Genomic DNA, 16,319 nt, shown 5'->3' on the forward strand with positions numbered 1-16,319 from the left:
AGGATATGGTTGCGGTTAGAAGTGCGCATTTAAATACGGCGGGGGAGTTTGCCCTCGACCAGTGGATTGCCAGTTTGGGTATTGCTAACCCGCAATCCTGTCAGCGTCTGGCTGACACCTGGCGCTACTGTGAAGCCGAAACGCACGACCATCCTGATCAAGCTCTGCTGTTGTGGCGCGGTATCGAGATGGTGGAAATTCTCTCGATGCTGAGTATGGATATCGACAGCCTGCGTGCCGCGCTGATTTTCCCGCTGGCGAATGCCGACGTGGTCAGCGAAGAAGAGCTGGAGCAAACCGTCGGCAAAGGCATTGTTTCGCTGGTGCATGGCGTGCGCGATATGGATGCAATCCGTCAGCTGAAAGCGATCCATAACGACTCGATGGCCTCTGAACAGGTCGATAACGTGCGCCGTATGCTGCTGGCGATGGTGGAAGATTTCCGCTGCGTCGTCATCAAGCTGGCGGAACGTATCGCTCACCTGCGTGAAATGAAAGACGCGCCGGAAGATGAGCGCGTCCTCGCCGCGAAAGAAAGCACCAATATCTATGCGCCGCTGGCTAACCGCCTCGGTATCGGCCAGCTCAAATGGGAGCTGGAAGATTACTGCTTCCGCTATCTCCATCCCGATGAATACAAACGTATTGCTAAGCTGCTGCATGAGCGGCGTATCGATCGTGAACAGTACATCGAAAACTTTGTCGATAACCTGCGTAAAGAGATGCAGAAAGAGGGCGTGCGTGCTGAGGTGTATGGCCGTCCGAAACACATCTATAGCATCTGGCGCAAGATGCAGAAAAAATCGCTGGCGTTTGATGAGTTGTTCGACGTGCGCGCGGTGCGTATCGTCGCGGAACGTTTGCAGGACTGCTACGGTGCGCTGGGTACGGTGCATACCCTGTATCGTCACCTGCCCAGCGAGTTTGACGACTACGTCGCCAACCCGAAGCCTAATGGTTATCAGTCCATCCACACCGTGGTGCTGGGGCCGCAGGGCAAAACGGTAGAAATCCAGATTCGTACCCGTCAGATGCATGAAGATGCCGAGCTGGGTGTAGCGGCGCACTGGAAATACAAAGAAGGGCCGACCAGCAGCAATACACGCGGTGCGGCGGGCCATGAAGAACGTATCGCCTGGCTGCGTAAGTTAATCACCTGGCAGGAAGAGATGGCGGACTCTGGCGAGATGCTGGAAGAAGTGCGCAGTCAGGTGTTTGACGATCGCGTTTATGTCTTTACCCCGAAAGGGGATGTGGTGGACTTGCCTGCCGGTTCAACCCCGCTCGATTTCGCCTACCACATCCACAGCGATATCGGCCACCGCTGCATCGGCGCGAAAATTGGTGGGCGCATCGTGCCGTTCACCTATCAGTTGCAGATGGGCGACCAGGTTGAGGTGATCACCCAGAAGCAGCCAAACCCGAGTCGCGACTGGCTTAACCCGAACCTCGGCTATATCACGACCAGCCGTGGTCGTTCGAAGATTCACAACTGGTTCCGTAAGCAGGATCGCGACAAGAATATTATTGCTGGTCGCCAGATACTGGATACGGAGTTGACGCAGCTGGATATCAGCCTGCGTGAGGCGGAGAAACTGCTGCTGCCGCGCTATAACGTCACCTCGTTGGATGAGTTGCTGGCGGCGATTGGCGGTGGCGATATTCGCCTTAATCAGATGGTTAACTTCCTGCAAGGCAAGCTGAATAAGCCGAGCGCGGAAGAGGAAGATCGCGAAGCACTGCGCCAACTGACGCAGAAATCGTATACGCCGTCAGCGCGTAAAGAGAGCGGCCGCGTGGTGGTGGAAGGGGTCGGCAACCTGCTGCACCACATCGCTCGTTGCTGTCAGCCCATTCCGGGCGACGATATCGTCGGCTTTATTACTCAGGGACGTGGCATCTCGATCCACCGTGCCGATTGTGACCAGTTGGCTGAGCTGATCTCCCATGCGCCGGAGCGCATTGTCGATGCGGTGTGGGGCGAAAGTTATTCCAGTGGTTATTCGCTGGTGGTGCGCGTCACAGCGAACGACCGTAGCGGTCTGCTGCGTGATATCACCACGATTCTGGCGAATGAGAAGGTGAACGTGCTGGGCGTCTCCAGCCGCAGCGATACCCGCAAGCAACTGGCAACCATTGATATGGATATCGAGATCTATAACCAGCAGGTGCTGGGCCGCGTACTGGCTCGACTGAACCAGGTGCCGGATATTATCGACGCACGGCGGTTACACTAATTTTTCTCCTCACCTTAACCCTCACCCTAACCCTCTCCCGCAAGCGGGAGAGGGAACTGATCGAGCCGCACATCTCCCTCTCCCTTATGGGAGAGGGAACCGATCAGCCGCATATCTCCCTTTCCCTTATGGAAGAGGGAACCGATCAGCCGCATATCTCCCTCTCCCTTATGGGAGAGGGCCGGGGTGAGGGTAACCGACCGCACCCAACTTATTCTTAAAGGATCCGCCCATGAATGCCCTCCAACGCCTGCTCACCATCATGCAAACCCTGCGCGATCCGCAGCAAGGCTGCCCGTGGGATCGTCAGCAAACGTTCGCCTCTATCGCGCCTTATACGCTGGAAGAAACCTACGAAGTACTCGATGCCATCCAGCGTGAAGATTTTGATGATCTGCGTGGAGAATTAGGCGACCTGCTGTTCCAGGTGGTGTTTTACGCGCAAATGGCCAACGAGCAGCAGCGCTTTGATTTTGAAGATATCTGCAACGCTATCAGCGATAAACTCGAACGCCGTCATCCGCACATCTTTGGCGATGTCAAAGCGGAGGACGCGCAGGAGGTGCTGAAAAACTGGGAAGCCATCAAACATAGCGAGCGTGCGGAAAAAGCACAGCATTCGGCGCTGGATGATATCCCTAAAGCGCTGCCCGCGTTGATGCGTGCGCACAAAATCCAGAAACGTTGCAGCAACGTCGGTTTCGACTGGAATAGCCTGGGGCCGGTGCTGGATAAAGTGCATGAAGAGATTGACGAAGTGATGCATGAAGCGCAGCAGGCGGTGGTCGACAGTGACAAACTTGAGGAAGAAATCGGCGATTTATTATTCGCTACGGTAAATCTTTCTCGCCATCTTGGCAGCAAAGCGGAAGTGGCGCTACAGAAGGCCAACGACAAATTTGAACGCCGTTTTCGCCAGGTGGAAACGTTGATTGGCGCGCAGGGGATGGCGATGAGTGACGCCACGCTGGAGCAGATGGAAGAAGCCTGGCAACAGGTGAAACTCAGTGAGAACAAGGAGTAACGTGATCCGCTGCGATTTGTTGATTATTCCAGCGTTGTGCATAAAATCGCCGCTTGAGCTTACTCGATTCAGCCATGCGGTGACTTTGTGACGTGCGTCAACATTTCAACCCTGGCTATCCGCTATGTTACCCGCTGCACTGCGTAGGAGGAGAGGGTGGTGATTGATCAATTGTGGCAGGTGACGACTTCAGGTATACTGTTTTCCCGTCCTGGTTATTCCACCGTCTTTAAACCTAAACTCTCAGGTTCAGCATGACAACGAACTATATTTTTGTGACCGGCGGGGTCGTTTCCTCTCTGGGGAAAGGCATTGCCGCAGCCTCCCTCGCAGCCATCCTTGAAGCGCGTGGTCTGAATGTGACCATCATGAAACTCGATCCGTACATCAACGTCGATCCGGGTACCATGAGCCCAACTCAGCACGGTGAAGTTTTTGTCACCGATGACGGGGCCGAAACCGATCTGGATTTGGGTCACTATGAGCGCTTCATTCGTACCAAAATGACGCGTCGCAACAACTTTACGACCGGTCGTATCTACTCAGAAGTGCTGCGCAAAGAGCGTCGTGGCGACTATCTGGGCGCGACCATTCAGGTTATCCCACACATCACCAACGCCATCAAAGAACGCATCATTGAAGGTGGCGAAGGTCACGACGTCGTTCTGGTGGAAATCGGCGGCACCGTGGGGGATATCGAGTCACTGCCGTTCCTCGAAGCGATTCGCCAGATGGCGGTCGATGTGGGCCGTGAACACACCATGTATATGCACCTGACGCTGGTGCCGTACATGGCTGCCGCAGGCGAAGTAAAAACCAAGCCAACGCAGCACTCGGTAAAAGAACTGCTCTCCATCGGGATTCAGCCGGATGTGTTGATCTGCCGTTCTGACCGCGCCGTACCGGCTAACGAACGCGCCAAAATCGCGCTGTTCTGTAACGTTCCGGAAAAAGCGGTTATTTCACTGAAAGATGTCGACTCCATCTACAAGATCCCGGGTTTGTTGAAATCACAGGGTCTGGATGACTACATCTGCAAACGCTTCAACCTGAATGCCCCGGAAGCCAACCTGGCCGAGTGGGAGCAGGTGATTTACGAAGAAGCTAATCCGGGCGGCGAAGTGACCATCGGTATGGTCGGCAAATATGTCGAACTGCCGGATGCCTACAAATCCGTGATTGAAGCGCTGAAACACGGCGGCCTGAAAAACCGCGTCACCGTTAACATCAAGCTGATCGATTCGCAGGATGTTGAAACGCGTGGTGTCGAATTACTGAAAGATCTGGATGCTATCCTGATTCCGGGTGGCTTTGGCTACCGTGGGGTGGAAGGCAAACTGATGACCGCGCAATACGCGCGTGAAAACAACGTGCCTTACCTCGGTATCTGCCTGGGAATGCAGGTTGCACTGATGGAATTTGCCCGCAATGTGGCGGGTATGGCTGGCGCCAACTCAACTGAATTTGTGCCAGACTGTAAGTACCCGGTGGTTGCGCTGATCACCGAATGGCGTGACGAAGAAGGCAACGTCGAAGTGCGTAGCGAGCAGAGCGATCTGGGCGGCACCATGCGTCTGGGTAGCCAGCAGTGTCAGCTTACGCCGGAAAGCAAAGTACGCCAGCTGTACGGCTCAGACGTGATCACTGAACGTCACCGCCACCGTTATGAAGTAAACAATATGCTGTTGAAGCAGATTGAAGCGGCGGGTCTGCGCATTGCGGGCCGTTCCGGTGACGATCAACTGGTCGAAATCATTGAGATTCCAAACCACCCGTGGTTTGTGGCCTGTCAGTTCCACCCGGAATTCACGTCGACCCCGCGCGATGGTCATCCACTGTTTGCTGGCTTTGTTAAAGCGGCGCAGGAATACCAGAAGCGGTTAGCGAAGTAAGTTTCACGAGCAGCGCGCGAAGTTTTCGCGCGTTGTTTGTCTTAGGATTGACTAACTTGTACTGAGGAAAATCGAATGTCCAAAATCGTAAAAGTCATCGGTCGCGAAATTATCGACTCCCGTGGCAACCCGACTGTAGAAGCAGAAGTGCATCTGGAAGGTGGTTTCGTTGGTCTGGCTGCTGCCCCGTCAGGTGCATCAACCGGTTCTCGCGAAGCGCTGGAGCTGCGTGACGGTGACAAATCTCGTTTCCTGGGCAAAGGCGTGACCAAAGCGGTTGCGGCGGTTAACGGTCCGATCGCTGACGCGGTAAAAGGCAAAGATGCCAAAGACCAGGCGAACATCGATAAGATCATGATCGAGCTGGACGGTACTGAGAACAAATCCAACTTCGGTGCAAACGCCATTCTGGCCGTTTCTCTGGCTGCGGCAAAAGCGGCTGCGGCTTCTAAAGGTCAGCCGCTGTATGAGCACATCGCTGAACTGAACGGCACCCCGGGCAAATACTCTATGCCGCTGCCAATGATGAACATCATCAACGGTGGTGAGCACGCTGACAACAACGTCGACATCCAGGAATTCATGATTCAGCCGGTTGGCGCGAAGACTGTAAAAGAAGCCATCCGTATGGGTTCTGAAGTTTTCCATCACCTGGCGAAAGTGCTGAAAAGCAAAGGCATGAACACCGCAGTGGGTGACGAAGGTGGCTACGCGCCGAACCTGGGTTCTAACGCCGAAGCCCTGGCTGTTATCGCGGAAGCGGTAAAAGCAGCAGGCTATGAGCTGGGCAAAGACATCACCCTGGCGATGGACTGCGCGGCATCTGAATTCTACAAAGACGGTAAATACGTGCTGGCCGGTGAAGGTGGTAAAGCATTTACCTCTGAAGAGTTCACTCACTTCCTGGAAGATCTGACCAAACAGTACCCGATCGTCTCTATCGAAGACGGTCTGGACGAGTCTGACTGGGCGGGCTTTGCTTACCAGACCAAAGTACTGGGCGACAAAATCCAGCTGGTTGGTGACGACCTGTTCGTAACCAACACCAAGATCCTGAAAGAAGGTATCGAGAAAGGCATCGCTAACTCCATCCTGATCAAATTCAACCAGATCGGTTCTCTGACCGAAACTCTGGCTGCTATCAAGATGGCAAAAGACGCAGGCTACACCGCGGTGATCTCTCACCGTTCAGGTGAAACCGAAGATGCAACCATCGCTGACCTGGCCGTAGGTACTGCGGCTGGCCAGATCAAAACCGGTTCAATGAGCCGTTCTGACCGCGTTGCTAAATACAACCAGCTGATTCGTATCGAAGAAGCGCTGGGTGCTAAAGCACCTTTCAACGGTCTGAAAGAAGTTAAAGGCCAGGCGTAATCGCCTGCTGATGCTGCCGTAAGGCAGTGTCGCCTGTTGCTAAGCCCCGCTTCGGCGGGGCTTTTGCATTTTTGACGTAAAGCCGCTGTTGTTACCGGTGACAGATCTGCCATAATCTGCGCCTTGAATGAGTGAAGTGAGTAAAAAATGTACTACCCGATTAACGAAATGTTCCAGACACTACAGGGCGAAGGTTTTTACACGGGCGTTCCGGCGCTGTTCATCCGTTTGCAGGGATGTCCGGTCGGCTGTAGCTGGTGTGATACCAAACATACCTGGGATAAGCTGGCAGATCGGGAGACCTCGCTTGGTGACATTCTGGTCAAAACAGTGGAAAGCGACGCCTGGGGCAACGCTGACCCGGCGATGCTGCTGGAGACGATTCAGCGCCAGGGTTGGACGGCACGCCACATTGTGATCACCGGTGGTGAACCGGCCATCTACGATTTACGCCCACTGACCAGCGCACTGGAAGCAGCGGGCTTTGCCTGCCAGATTGAAACCAGTGGTACCCATGAAATTCGTTGTTCCGACGCTACCTGGGTGACGGTTTCACCTAAGGTGAATATGCGCGGGGGCTATGATGTGCTGCCGCAGGCGATGCAGCGGGCTGATGAAATTAAACATCCGGTGGCGCGCGTGCGGGATATTGAAGCGCTGGATGCGCTGCTGGCGGGATTGCATGACGAGAAACCGCGTATTATCGCGTTACAGCCGATCAGCCGGGGTGATGCGGCGACCAAACTGTGCATTGAAACCTGCATCGCCCGTAACTGGCGTTTGTCGATGCAGACTCACAAATATCTCAATATTGCCTGATGACACCCGTAGCGGCGCGATTTATCGCGCATCTTTGGGCCGCAGCGCCAATGCAAAAGCGCGATAAATCGCGCCGCTACGATTTCTAGCCGCGATAGACACAACCTGCGGTGCAGGTTTCTTTGATCATCACAGCGCTCAATTCTGGCAGAATCGGTTTCATCTCATCCCAAATCCATTTTGCCAGCACTTCACTGGTGGGATTCTCCAGACCGGGAATGTCATTCAGATAGTGATGATCGAGGCGATCATAGAGCGGTGCAAAGGCCGCTTTCAATTCTGCAAAATCCATAACCCAACCGGTATAAGCATCCACTTCCCCGGTAATTTCCAGCCGCACCAGAAAGGAGTGGCCGTGCAAACGACCGCATTTATGCCCCTCAGGTACATGAGGTAAGCGGTGCGCCGCTTCAAACTGGAACTCTTTAAACAACGTGGTAGACATAATGGCCTCAACATAAAATCCGCTGAAGTCTACCTGAAATACAGATTTTTAGCACCCGTTACCGCTGAACAGGGCATTTTACGCACTCAGCCTGATGAAACGATAAATTAACTCGTTGAATATAAATTGCTTTATTTACCACTTTTGCTGGTTAGCATTACCCGAAAAACCACTTAGTCATTTTGGTTATTTATTATGTCGAAGCTTTATTTAATCGTTAATATACGGGCCGGTAACCTATTCACTCTTCCGCCATTTTACGGTCCGGACTTCTGATACTGGAATTTTTAACGCGATGACGACTCAGGCACCCCCAGGTTCACTGCTGCCGCTAACCCCGGAGCAACTCGCGCGCTTACAGGCAGCGACTACCGATTTCTCTACCACCCAAATGGCATGGCTTTCGGGTTATTTCTGGGGCATGGTCAACCAGACGCCTGGTGCCGTTGCCACACCGGCACCGGTGCAGGCCGAGGCGCCGACCATCCTGTTGATCTCCGCATCGCAAACCGGCAATGCCCGTCGCCTGGCGGAACATCTGCGTGATGACCTGCTGGCGGCAAAACTGAACGTCAATCTGGTCAATGCCGGTGACTACAAATTTAAACAAATCGGCCAGGAAAAACTGCTGGTGGTGGTGACCTCCACCCAGGGCGAAGGTGAGCCACCTGAAGAAGCAGTGGCGTTACATAAATTCCTGATGTCGAAAAAAGCGCCGACCCTGAACGGCGCCGCCTTTGCCGTATTCGGCCTGGGCGACACCTCCTACGAATTCTTCAGCAAAGCCGGTAAGGATTTCGACAGCCGTCTGGCTGAACTGGGCGCAGAACGTTTGCTGGATCGCGTCGATGCCGATGTGGAATATGCGGAGCAGGCAAGCGCCTGGCGTAAGCAGCTCACCGACATCCTCAAAGCGCGAGTGCCGAGCGAAGCGCCAGCCGTGGCAGCAGTAACCGCTGCGGGTAGCATTAATGAAATCCACAGCAGCCCCTACAGCAAAGAAGCTCCGCTGACTGCCAGCTTTGCCGTAAACCAGAAAATTACTGGCCGTGATTCCGATAAAGATGTACGTCATATCGAAATCGATCTCGGTGATTCCGGTCTGCGTTACCAGCCGGGCGATGCCCTCGGTGTCTGGTTTGAAAACGATCCGGCGCTGGTTAAAGAGTTGCTGGAATTGTTATGGCTGAAAGGCGATGAGCCGGTGACGATCCACGGTGAGACCTTGCCGCTGGCGGAGGCACTGCAACGTCATTTTGAGCTGACGGTTAATACACCGCAGATCGTTGAACACTACGCCGCGTTGTCACGTAACGACGCGCTGCTGGCGCTGGTTGGTGATAAGCCGAAACTCCAGCACTACGCACAGAGCCTGCCGATTGTCGATATGGTGCGTCAGGCTCCGACTGAATTGAATGCAGAACAGTTGACCAGCCTGTTACGTCCTTTGACGCCACGCCTCTACTCCATCGCCTCTTCGCAGGCAGAGAACGAGACTGAAGTGCATATCACGGTGGGTGCGGTGCGCTACGAGATTGAGGGGCGTCAGCGTGGTGGCGGTGCTTCCACCTGGCTGGCGGATCGTCTGGAAGAAGACAGTGACATCCGGGTATTTATCGAACATAACGATAACTTCCGTCTGCCTGCCAACCCGGAAACCCCGGTGATTATGATCGGTCCGGGCACCGGTATTGCGCCGTTCCGCGCTTTTATGCAGCAGCGCGATAATGAGGGTGCAGGCGGTAAAAACTGGTTGTTCTTCGGCAACCCACACTTCACCGACGATTTCCTGTATCAGGTTGAATGGCAGAAGTATGTCAAAGACGGCTTGCTGACCAATATCGACCTTGCCTGGTCGCGCGATCAGGCGGAGAAGATTTACGTACAAGATAAGATCCGCGCTAAAGGTGCGGAAGTGTGGCGCTGGATCGAAGAGGGCGCACACCTTTACGTCTGCGGCGACGCCAATCGCATGGCGAAAGACGTTGAGCAGGCATTACTGGATGTGGTGGTCGAGCACGGTGCAATGGATCGTGAAACGGCTGACGAGTTTTTAAGTGAGCTGCGCATTGAGCGCCGTTATCAGCGAGACGTTTACTAATGAGTGAAAAACACCCTGGACCGCTGGTCGTTGAAGGCAAGCTTGTTGACGCCGAGCGTCTGAAAAAACAAAGCAACTATCTGCGCGGCACCATTCTCGAAGATCTCGACGATGGCCTGACCGGTGGCTTTAACGGCGATAACTTCCTGCTGATCCGTTTCCACGGCATGTACCAGCAGGATGATCGTGATATCCGTGCGGAACGTGCGGCGCAGAAACTCGAACCGCGTCATGCCATGATGCTGCGCTGCCGCCTGCCGGGCGGCATCATCACGCCAACCCAGTGGCTGGCGATTGATAAGTTTGCCACCGAAAAAACCATTTATGGCAGCATCCGCCTGACCAACCGCCAGACGTTCCAGTTCCACGGCATTCTGAAGAAGAACGTGAAACCGACGCATCAGATGCTGCATGAAGTGGGTCTCGATGCGTTAGCAACGGCCAACGACGTAAACCGTAACGTGCTCTGTACCTCGAACCCGGTGGAGTCGGCGCTGCATCAGGAAGCTTACGAGTGGGCGAAAAAACTGTCGGAGCATCTGCTGCCGAAAACGCGCGCCTATGCTGAGATCTGGTGGGATCAGGAGAAGGTTGCCACCACCGATGAGGAGCCGATCCTCGGTGAAACTTACCTACCACGTAAGTTCAAAACCACGGTGGTGATCCCGCCGCATAACGACGTGGATCTGCACGCTAACGATCTCAACTTCATCGCCATCGCCGAGAAGGGCAAACTGGTGGGCTTTAACCTGCTGGTGGGCGGTGGCCTGTCGATCGATCACGGTAACAAAGCCACCTATGCGCGCACCGCCAGCGAGTTTGGTTTCCTGCCGGTGGAGAAGATCCTTGATGTCGCGGCGGCGGTGGTGACCACCCAGCGTGACTGGGGCAATCGTACCGATCGTAAAAACGCCAAAACCAAATACACGCTGGAGCGCGTGGGCGTGGAAACCTTTAAAGCTGAAGTGGAAAAACGTGCCGGTATCACTTTCGGTCCGACGCGTCCGTACGAATTCACTAGCCGTGGCGATCGTATTGGCTGGATCAAAGGCGTCGATAAGAAGTGGCACCTGACGCTGTTTATTGAAAACGGCCGTCTGCTGGATTATCCGGGCCGTCCACTGAAGCGCGGCATTGCCGAAATCGCCAAAGTACATCAGGGCGATTTCCGCCTCACCGCTAACCAAAACCTGATTGTGGCGGGCGTGCCGGAGAAACAGAAAGCGCAGATTGAAGCCATTGCTCGTGAACACGGTTTGATGGAGCAGGTGACGCCGCAGCGTGAAAACTCGATGGCCTGTGTATCTTTCCCAACTTGTCCGCTGGCGATGGCTGAAGCCGAGCGTTTCCTGCCTTCATTTGTGACCAGGGTCGAAGAGATCATGCACGGCCACGGCGTGGGTGATGAGCACATAGTGTTACGCGTTACCGGTTGTCCTAACGGCTGTGGCCGTGCCATGCTGGCCGAAATCGGTCTGGTGGGTAAAGCACCAGGTCGTTACAACCTGCATATTGGCGGCAACCGCATCGGCACCCGTATTCCGCGCATGTATCGAGAGAACATCACCGAAGGGGAGATCCTCGCCAGCATTGATGAGCTGGTTGGACGCTGGGCGAAAGAGCGTAACGGTGAAGAAGGTTTTGGCGACTTCGTGATTCGCGCGGGCATCGTGAAGCCAGTGGTTGACCCCGCCCGTGATTTTTGGGACCCGGAGGCAGTATGACGGTACTCGATCTCGCAGCACTGAATGATTTACCCAAAATTGATCGTGTGATGGCGCTGGCGGAAACCAACGCGCAGCTGGAAAAACAATCGGCAGAAGAGCGTCTGGGCTGGGCACTGAAGCAGTTGCCTGGCGCGTTTGTGCTGTCCTCCAGCTTTGGTATTCAGGCGGCGGTGTTGCTGCATATGGTGACGCAACAACAGCCGGATATTCCGGTGATCCTCACGGATACCGGTTATCTGTTCCCGGAAACCTATCGCTTTATCGATGAGCTGACCGATAAGCTCAACCTGAATCTCCAGGTGTTCCGTGCGGAAACCTCACCGGCCTGGCAGGAAGCACGTTACGGCAAGTTGTGGGAGCAGGGCGTCGAAGGGATCGAGAAATACAACCAAATCAACAAAGTGGAACCGATGAACCGCGCGCTGGAAACGTTAGGAGCGCAAACCTGGTTTGCGGGTCTGCGGCGCGATCAGTCCGGCAGCCGCGCGCATTTGCCGGTGCTGGCGATTCAGCGTGGCGTATTTAAAGTGCTGCCGATTATCGACTGGGATAACCGCCAGGTACATCAGTACCTGAAACAGCATGGCCTGAAATACCATCCATTGTGGGACGAAGGCTATCTGTCTGTCGGAGATACGCATACCACCAAGAAGTGGGAGCCGGGGATGGCGGAAGAGGAAACACGTTTCTTTGGGCTGAAGCGCGAGTGCGGCCTTCACGAAGGTTAATCTTCTCACCGTAGCGGCGCGATTTATCGCGCGGTGTTTAAAAGACGCGCGATTTATCGCGCCGCTACGGTTCAGTGATTAAATTCCAGTTAATGCCGCAAATGCCTCACTGGCACGCGTCACATTCACCTTGGTTACGTCGTAATTCGCCACCGCGACAAAGGGGTCTTCCGCCAGGATCGCATCCAACTCAGCACGTTCCATATCCTTCACCAGCACCATGCCGCCGGTACGCGGATCTTTACGTCCAGCCGCAATAAACGCGCCGCTGGCGAAATAGCGATCCAGCCACTCAATATGTGGCGCGAGCAGCGTTTCCACTTCGGCCACCGGGCGGAAATAGTTCAGATAAACCACGTACATATCAGATCCTCAGGTTGTTGGATTCGCCAGCTCGGTGAGCAGTGGCAACAGAATTTTCACGCTATCACGCGTGCGTTGCGTGATACGCCCCGGTAGCCAGTGGTCGAGATAGTTCAAACTATCACGTTCGGTTTGGTGGCGTACGCTGCCATCCGGGAAGTGGCGGCTGCGTGCGCGCTGCTGTTGGCCATCTTTATTACCCAGCGCCCAGTTGCTGGCCGTCACGTCCAGCAGCGGCAACCCGGCTTTATCGAAGGGATTCACACCCGGATAATCCCGTGCGGTTAAGGTATGGGTCACAGCAGATATCCCCAGACGGTGCGCCAGTTGCACGGCACGGCCGCTGGTTTGCTTACGCACGGCGGAGGGGGTATTGATCCCGCTATTAAAGTAGAGATGATCACCCACGATCAAACTGTTCAGATCAATCACCAACAGGGTGTTTTTCTTCTCTTTGGCATCCATACGCGACAGATAATCATCCATCCCGTGCAGCCCGGTTTCACCGGCACTCAGCGCCACAAAGCGCACGCCATAATGCAACGGCGTTTTGCTTAACTGTTGCGCCAGCTCCAGCATTACGCCAAGGCCGGAGGCGTTGTCATCCACGCCCTGTAAACGCAGACCGCCAAGGTTGTTGTCGGTTTCACGGCTGCTGAGTGGCGTCCAGGTATCAAGATGCGCCACGATCAGGATCTCCTGTGGCGCGCTACCGGCACGCGCGGCGATCACTGAAGTGGCAGTGACTTTGTGCCAGCGCATCTGACCCTGTTTTTCGCGCCAGTTATAACCGGTATTAAACTGACGGGTATTGCTCTGATAACCTAGCTGAGTGAACTGCTGACGCAGGTAATCCGCCGTCATCAGCTCTGCCGGGCTACCACTCATCCGGCCTGGAAAATAGGTTGCGATATGGCGCAATTGTTGTTCGGCAAACTGCCCGGGTACGCTGTCTGTGGCCTGAGCAAGGAGAGGAAAACCGCCCGCTATCACTGCTGCCAGCAGGGCGCGGCGGAGGGTGACAAACATAATGTGTCCTTTTCTGACATCCCGTCATGCTAAAAAAAATCTGCTTTAGTATGAAACTGTGACCGGTATTACACAATTTGAATTGCTCCGAAACGCCAGCAATATCATTTGCTAAGCACAAAATGTTCTCAACAATCCCGGCCCGTTATTCCATTCGGTAACTACTCATTCCAATTCGTAATTTCATCTGCCAGAAGGCAGGGACGTATAGTCGCGTTAACTTATTGTAAAACTGACAAGGTTAACGTGGATTATCTGCCTCTTTTTGCCGATCTCAAAAACCGTCCGGTGCTGGTTGTCGGCGGTGGCGACATTGCTGCGCGCAAAATCGAGCTGCTGCGACGCACCGGGGCACGCGTGCTGGTCGCTGCGCGTGAGCTGGGCCATGAGTTGCAGGCGCTGCATGAGATTGCGGCGATTGAGTGGATTGCACAGACCTTTGATGAGGCGCAGTTGGATGGCGTGTTTCTGGTGATTGCCGCCACCGATGACAACGCCCTCAACAGCCAGGTATTTGAAGCAGCCAATGCGCGTCACAAGCTGGTGAACGTGGTGGACGACCAGCCGAAATGCAGCTTTATCTTTCCCTCGATTGTCGATCGTTCGCCGCTGGTGGTGGCGATCTCCTCCAGTGGCACCGCGCCGGTGTTGGCTCGCCTGCTGCGCGAAAAAATTGAAGCGCTGCTGCCGGCCAACCTTGGGCAAATGGCCGAGGTTGCCGGGCAATGGCGTGACAAAGTGAAACAGCGTTACCGTCAGATGTCAGAACGCCGCCGTTTCTGGGAACGAGCCTTTAACGGCCTGTTTGCCAGCCAGATGGCAGCGGGTAACGTCAATGAAGCGCGTCGCACCCTGGATCGCGAGCTGGAAAACGACAGTGACAATCAGGGCGAAATTACCCTGGTGGGTGCAGGCCCTGGCGACAGTGGTTTGCTGACGCTGCGTGGCTTGCAGGTCATGCAACTGGCCGATGTGGTGCTGTATGACCATCTGGTCAGTGACGAGGTGCTGGAACTGGTGCGTCGTGATGCTGACCGGATTTGTGTTGGCAAACGCGCCGGTGCTCATTCTGTCCCACAGGAAGAGACGAATCGCCTGCTGGTGCAACTGGCGCAGCAAGGTAAACGCGTGGTGCGCCTGAAAGGTGGCGATCCCTTTATTTTTGGCCGTGGCGGCGAAGAGTTACAGGCCGCCAAAGCTGCCGGTATCCCGTTTCAGGTGGTGCCGGGTATTACCGCAGCCGCAGGCGCAACTGCCTATGCCGGTATCCCTTTAACTCACCGTGACCATGCGCAAAGCGTGATGTTTATTACCGGTCAGTGCCGCGCAGACAGCAACGGCATCGACTGGCCGTCACTGGCACGCGCACGTCAGACGCTGGCGATCTATATGGGCACGGTGAAGGCGGCGGAAATAGCCACCGGACTGATAGAACATGGGCGCGATCCGGCGACACCTGTCGCGGTGATTGGTCGCGGTACGCGTCAGGATCAACAGGTGCTGACCGGCACCTTAGACCAGTTGGAGGCGCTGGCCGCCGTCGCGCCGACGCCAGCCTTGCTGGTGATTGGTGAAGTTGTGAATTTGCACGGGCAACTCGCCTGGTTTCAACATTCAGCACAGCAGGGGACTCGCGAGTCCGCCGTTGTCAATTTGGCTTGAGGAAAAATTATGGACCAAAACCGACTCACTCATCTGCGCCAACTGGAGGCAGAGAGTATCCATATCATCCGCGAGGTGGCGGCCGAGTTCAGTAATCCGGTGATGATGTACTCCATCGGCAAAGACTCCTCGGTGATGCTGCATCTGGCGCGTAAAGCCTTCTATCCGGGTACGCTGCCATTTCCGCTGCTGCATGTTGATACCGGCTGGAAATTTCGCGAAATGTACGAGTTTCGCGATCGCACCGTCAAGGCGATGGGTGCAGAACTGCTGGTGCACCGTAACCCGGAAGGGGTCGCTATGGGCATCAACCCGTTTGTGCATGGCAGCGCTAAGCACACCGACATCATGAAAACCGAGGGCCTGAAGCAGGCGCTGAATAAATATGGCTTCGATGCGGCCTTTGGTGGCGCGCGTCGCGATGAGGAGAAATCCCGCGCCAAAGAACGTATCTATTCGTTTCGCGACCGCTTCCACCGTTGGGATCCGAAAAACCAGCGCCCGGAGCTGTGGCACAACTACAACGGCCAGATTAACAAAGGTGAGAGCATCCGCGTGTTCCCGCTTTCCAACTGGACCGAACTGGATATCTGGCAGTACATCTTCCTCGAAAACATCGAGATTGTGCCACTGTATCTCGCGGCACCACGTCCGGTACTGGAGCGCGATGGCATGTTGATGATGGTGGATGATGACCGCATCGACCTGCAACCGGGCGAAGTAATCAAACAGCGTATGGTGCGTTTCCGTACCCTCGGCTGCTGGCCGCTGACCGGTGCGGTGGAGTCCGAAGCACAAACGTTGCCGGAAATTATTGAAGAGATGCTGGTCTCCACTACCAGCGAACGCCAGGGCCGTGTGATTGACCGCGACCAGGCCGGTTCGATGGAACTGAAGAAACGTCAGGGTTATTTCTAA

At 55.0% G+C, this 16,319-nt stretch carries 13 protein-coding genes; 10 read left to right on the top strand and 3 right to left on the bottom strand.

Features of this window, described 5'->3' with window-relative positions:
• Positions 1-5 precede the first annotated feature (5 nt).
• The 5 genes from relA (at position 6) to queE (ending at position 7,346) form a co-directional block, all read left to right on the top strand.
• On the top strand, positions 6-2,237 hold the full coding sequence (gene relA, locus CTZ24_RS12930; protein WP_021184537.1) for a GTP diphosphokinase: 2,232 nt from the start codon (positions 6-8) through the stop codon (positions 2,235-2,237).
• Between the two features lie 232 nt (positions 2,238-2,469).
• On the top strand, positions 2,470-3,261 hold the full coding sequence (mazG, locus tag CTZ24_RS12935) for a nucleoside triphosphate pyrophosphohydrolase (protein WP_208723728.1): 792 nt from the start codon (positions 2,470-2,472) through the stop codon (positions 3,259-3,261).
• Positions 3,262-3,515: 254 nt separating this feature from the next.
• Positions 3,516-5,153, top strand: a complete 1,638-nt coding sequence (pyrG, locus tag CTZ24_RS12940; protein ID WP_036626558.1) for a glutamine hydrolyzing CTP synthase — start codon at positions 3,516-3,518, stop codon at positions 5,151-5,153.
• 75 nt (positions 5,154-5,228) lie between these two features.
• Positions 5,229-6,527 carry a phosphopyruvate hydratase gene (gene eno / locus CTZ24_RS12945; protein WP_013510243.1) on the top strand — a complete coding sequence of 433 codons (1,299 nt, stop codon included), beginning with the start codon at positions 5,229-5,231 and terminating at the stop codon, positions 6,525-6,527.
• Between the two features lie 147 nt (positions 6,528-6,674).
• On the top strand, positions 6,675-7,346 hold the full coding sequence (gene queE, locus CTZ24_RS12950) for a 7-carboxy-7-deazaguanine synthase QueE (protein ID WP_208723729.1): 672 nt from the start codon (positions 6,675-6,677) through the stop codon (positions 7,344-7,346).
• A gap of 85 nt (positions 7,347-7,431) precedes the next feature.
• Here queE and queD read toward each other — a convergent pair whose 3' ends face one another.
• Positions 7,432-7,794 carry a 6-carboxytetrahydropterin synthase QueD gene (gene queD, locus CTZ24_RS12955; RefSeq protein WP_190274667.1) on the bottom strand — a complete coding sequence of 121 codons (363 nt, stop codon included), beginning with the start codon at positions 7,792-7,794 and terminating at the stop codon, positions 7,432-7,434.
• A gap of 292 nt (positions 7,795-8,086) precedes the next feature.
• On the opposite strand from queD, the gene cysJ reads away from it, so the two are divergent.
• Genes cysJ through CTZ24_RS12970 form a run of 3 tightly spaced genes read left to right on the top strand, consistent with a single transcriptional unit; the run spans position 8,087 to position 12,347 of the window.
• On the top strand, positions 8,087-9,892 hold the full coding sequence (cysJ, locus tag CTZ24_RS12960; RefSeq protein ID WP_208723730.1) for an NADPH-dependent assimilatory sulfite reductase flavoprotein subunit: 1,806 nt from the start codon (positions 8,087-8,089) through the stop codon (positions 9,890-9,892).
• Entirely contained in the window at positions 9,892-11,616 is a 1,725-nt protein-coding gene (gene cysI / locus CTZ24_RS12965) for an assimilatory sulfite reductase (NADPH) hemoprotein subunit (protein ID WP_208723731.1), read from the top strand. Before cysJ ends, cysI begins: the two co-directional genes overlap by 1 nt.
• A complete protein-coding gene (locus CTZ24_RS12970) occupies positions 11,613-12,347 on the top strand; it encodes a phosphoadenylyl-sulfate reductase (protein WP_021184530.1) in 735 nt (244 codons plus the stop codon). The genes cysI and CTZ24_RS12970 overlap by 4 nt, the downstream gene beginning before the upstream one ends.
• A gap of 78 nt (positions 12,348-12,425) precedes the next feature.
• Here CTZ24_RS12970 and CTZ24_RS12975 read toward each other — a convergent pair whose 3' ends face one another.
• Positions 12,426-12,710, bottom strand: coding sequence for a YciI family protein (locus tag CTZ24_RS12975; RefSeq protein ID WP_208723732.1), 285 nt, complete (start codon positions 12,708-12,710; stop codon positions 12,426-12,428).
• Between the two features lie 9 nt (positions 12,711-12,719).
• Positions 12,720-13,739, bottom strand: a complete 1,020-nt coding sequence (locus CTZ24_RS12980) for an aminopeptidase (RefSeq protein WP_208723733.1) — start codon at positions 13,737-13,739, stop codon at positions 12,720-12,722.
• Positions 13,740-13,985: 246 nt separating this feature from the next.
• On the opposite strand from CTZ24_RS12980, the gene cysG reads away from it, so the two are divergent.
• A complete protein-coding gene (cysG, locus tag CTZ24_RS12985; protein ID WP_208723734.1) occupies positions 13,986-15,401 on the top strand; it encodes a siroheme synthase CysG in 1,416 nt (471 codons plus the stop codon).
• A 9-nt stretch (positions 15,402-15,410) separates the two neighbouring features.
• Positions 15,411-16,319 (top strand): sulfate adenylyltransferase subunit CysD, encoded by a 909-nt coding sequence (gene cysD, locus CTZ24_RS12990; protein WP_021184526.1) that lies wholly within the window; start codon positions 15,411-15,413, stop codon positions 16,317-16,319.

Source organism: Pantoea phytobeneficialis (assembly GCF_009728735.1).
In the GTDB taxonomy this organism is placed as follows: Bacteria; Pseudomonadota; Gammaproteobacteria; order Enterobacterales; family Enterobacteriaceae; genus Pantoea; species Pantoea phytobeneficialis.

What these genes read in the sequence shown, in the direction of transcription:
- queE (WP_208723729.1), top strand. Translation starts at nt 6,675, where the DNA reads ATGTACTACCCGATTAACGAAATGTTCCAGACACTACAGGGCGAAGGT.
- cysI (WP_208723731.1), top strand. Translation starts at nt 9,892, where the DNA reads ATGAGTGAAAAACACCCTGGACCGCTGGTCGTTGAAGGCAAGCTTGTT.
- cysJ (WP_208723730.1), top strand. Translation starts at nt 8,087, where the DNA reads ATGACGACTCAGGCACCCCCAGGTTCACTGCTGCCGCTAACCCCGGAG.
- CTZ24_RS12975 (WP_208723732.1), bottom strand. Translation starts at nt 12,710, where the DNA reads ATGTACGTGGTTTATCTGAACTATTTCCGCCCGGTGGCCGAAGTGGAA.
- mazG (WP_208723728.1), top strand. Translation starts at nt 2,470, where the DNA reads ATGAATGCCCTCCAACGCCTGCTCACCATCATGCAAACCCTGCGCGAT.
- eno (WP_013510243.1), top strand. Translation starts at nt 5,229, where the DNA reads ATGTCCAAAATCGTAAAAGTCATCGGTCGCGAAATTATCGACTCCCGT.
- cysD (WP_021184526.1), top strand. Translation starts at nt 15,411, where the DNA reads ATGGACCAAAACCGACTCACTCATCTGCGCCAACTGGAGGCAGAGAGT.
- relA (WP_021184537.1), top strand. Translation starts at nt 6, where the DNA reads ATGGTTGCGGTTAGAAGTGCGCATTTAAATACGGCGGGGGAGTTTGCC.
- CTZ24_RS12970 (WP_021184530.1), top strand. Translation starts at nt 11,613, where the DNA reads ATGACGGTACTCGATCTCGCAGCACTGAATGATTTACCCAAAATTGAT.
- pyrG (WP_036626558.1), top strand. Translation starts at nt 3,516, where the DNA reads ATGACAACGAACTATATTTTTGTGACCGGCGGGGTCGTTTCCTCTCTG.
- CTZ24_RS12980 (WP_208723733.1), bottom strand. Translation starts at nt 13,739, where the DNA reads ATGTTTGTCACCCTCCGCCGCGCCCTGCTGGCAGCAGTGATAGCGGGC.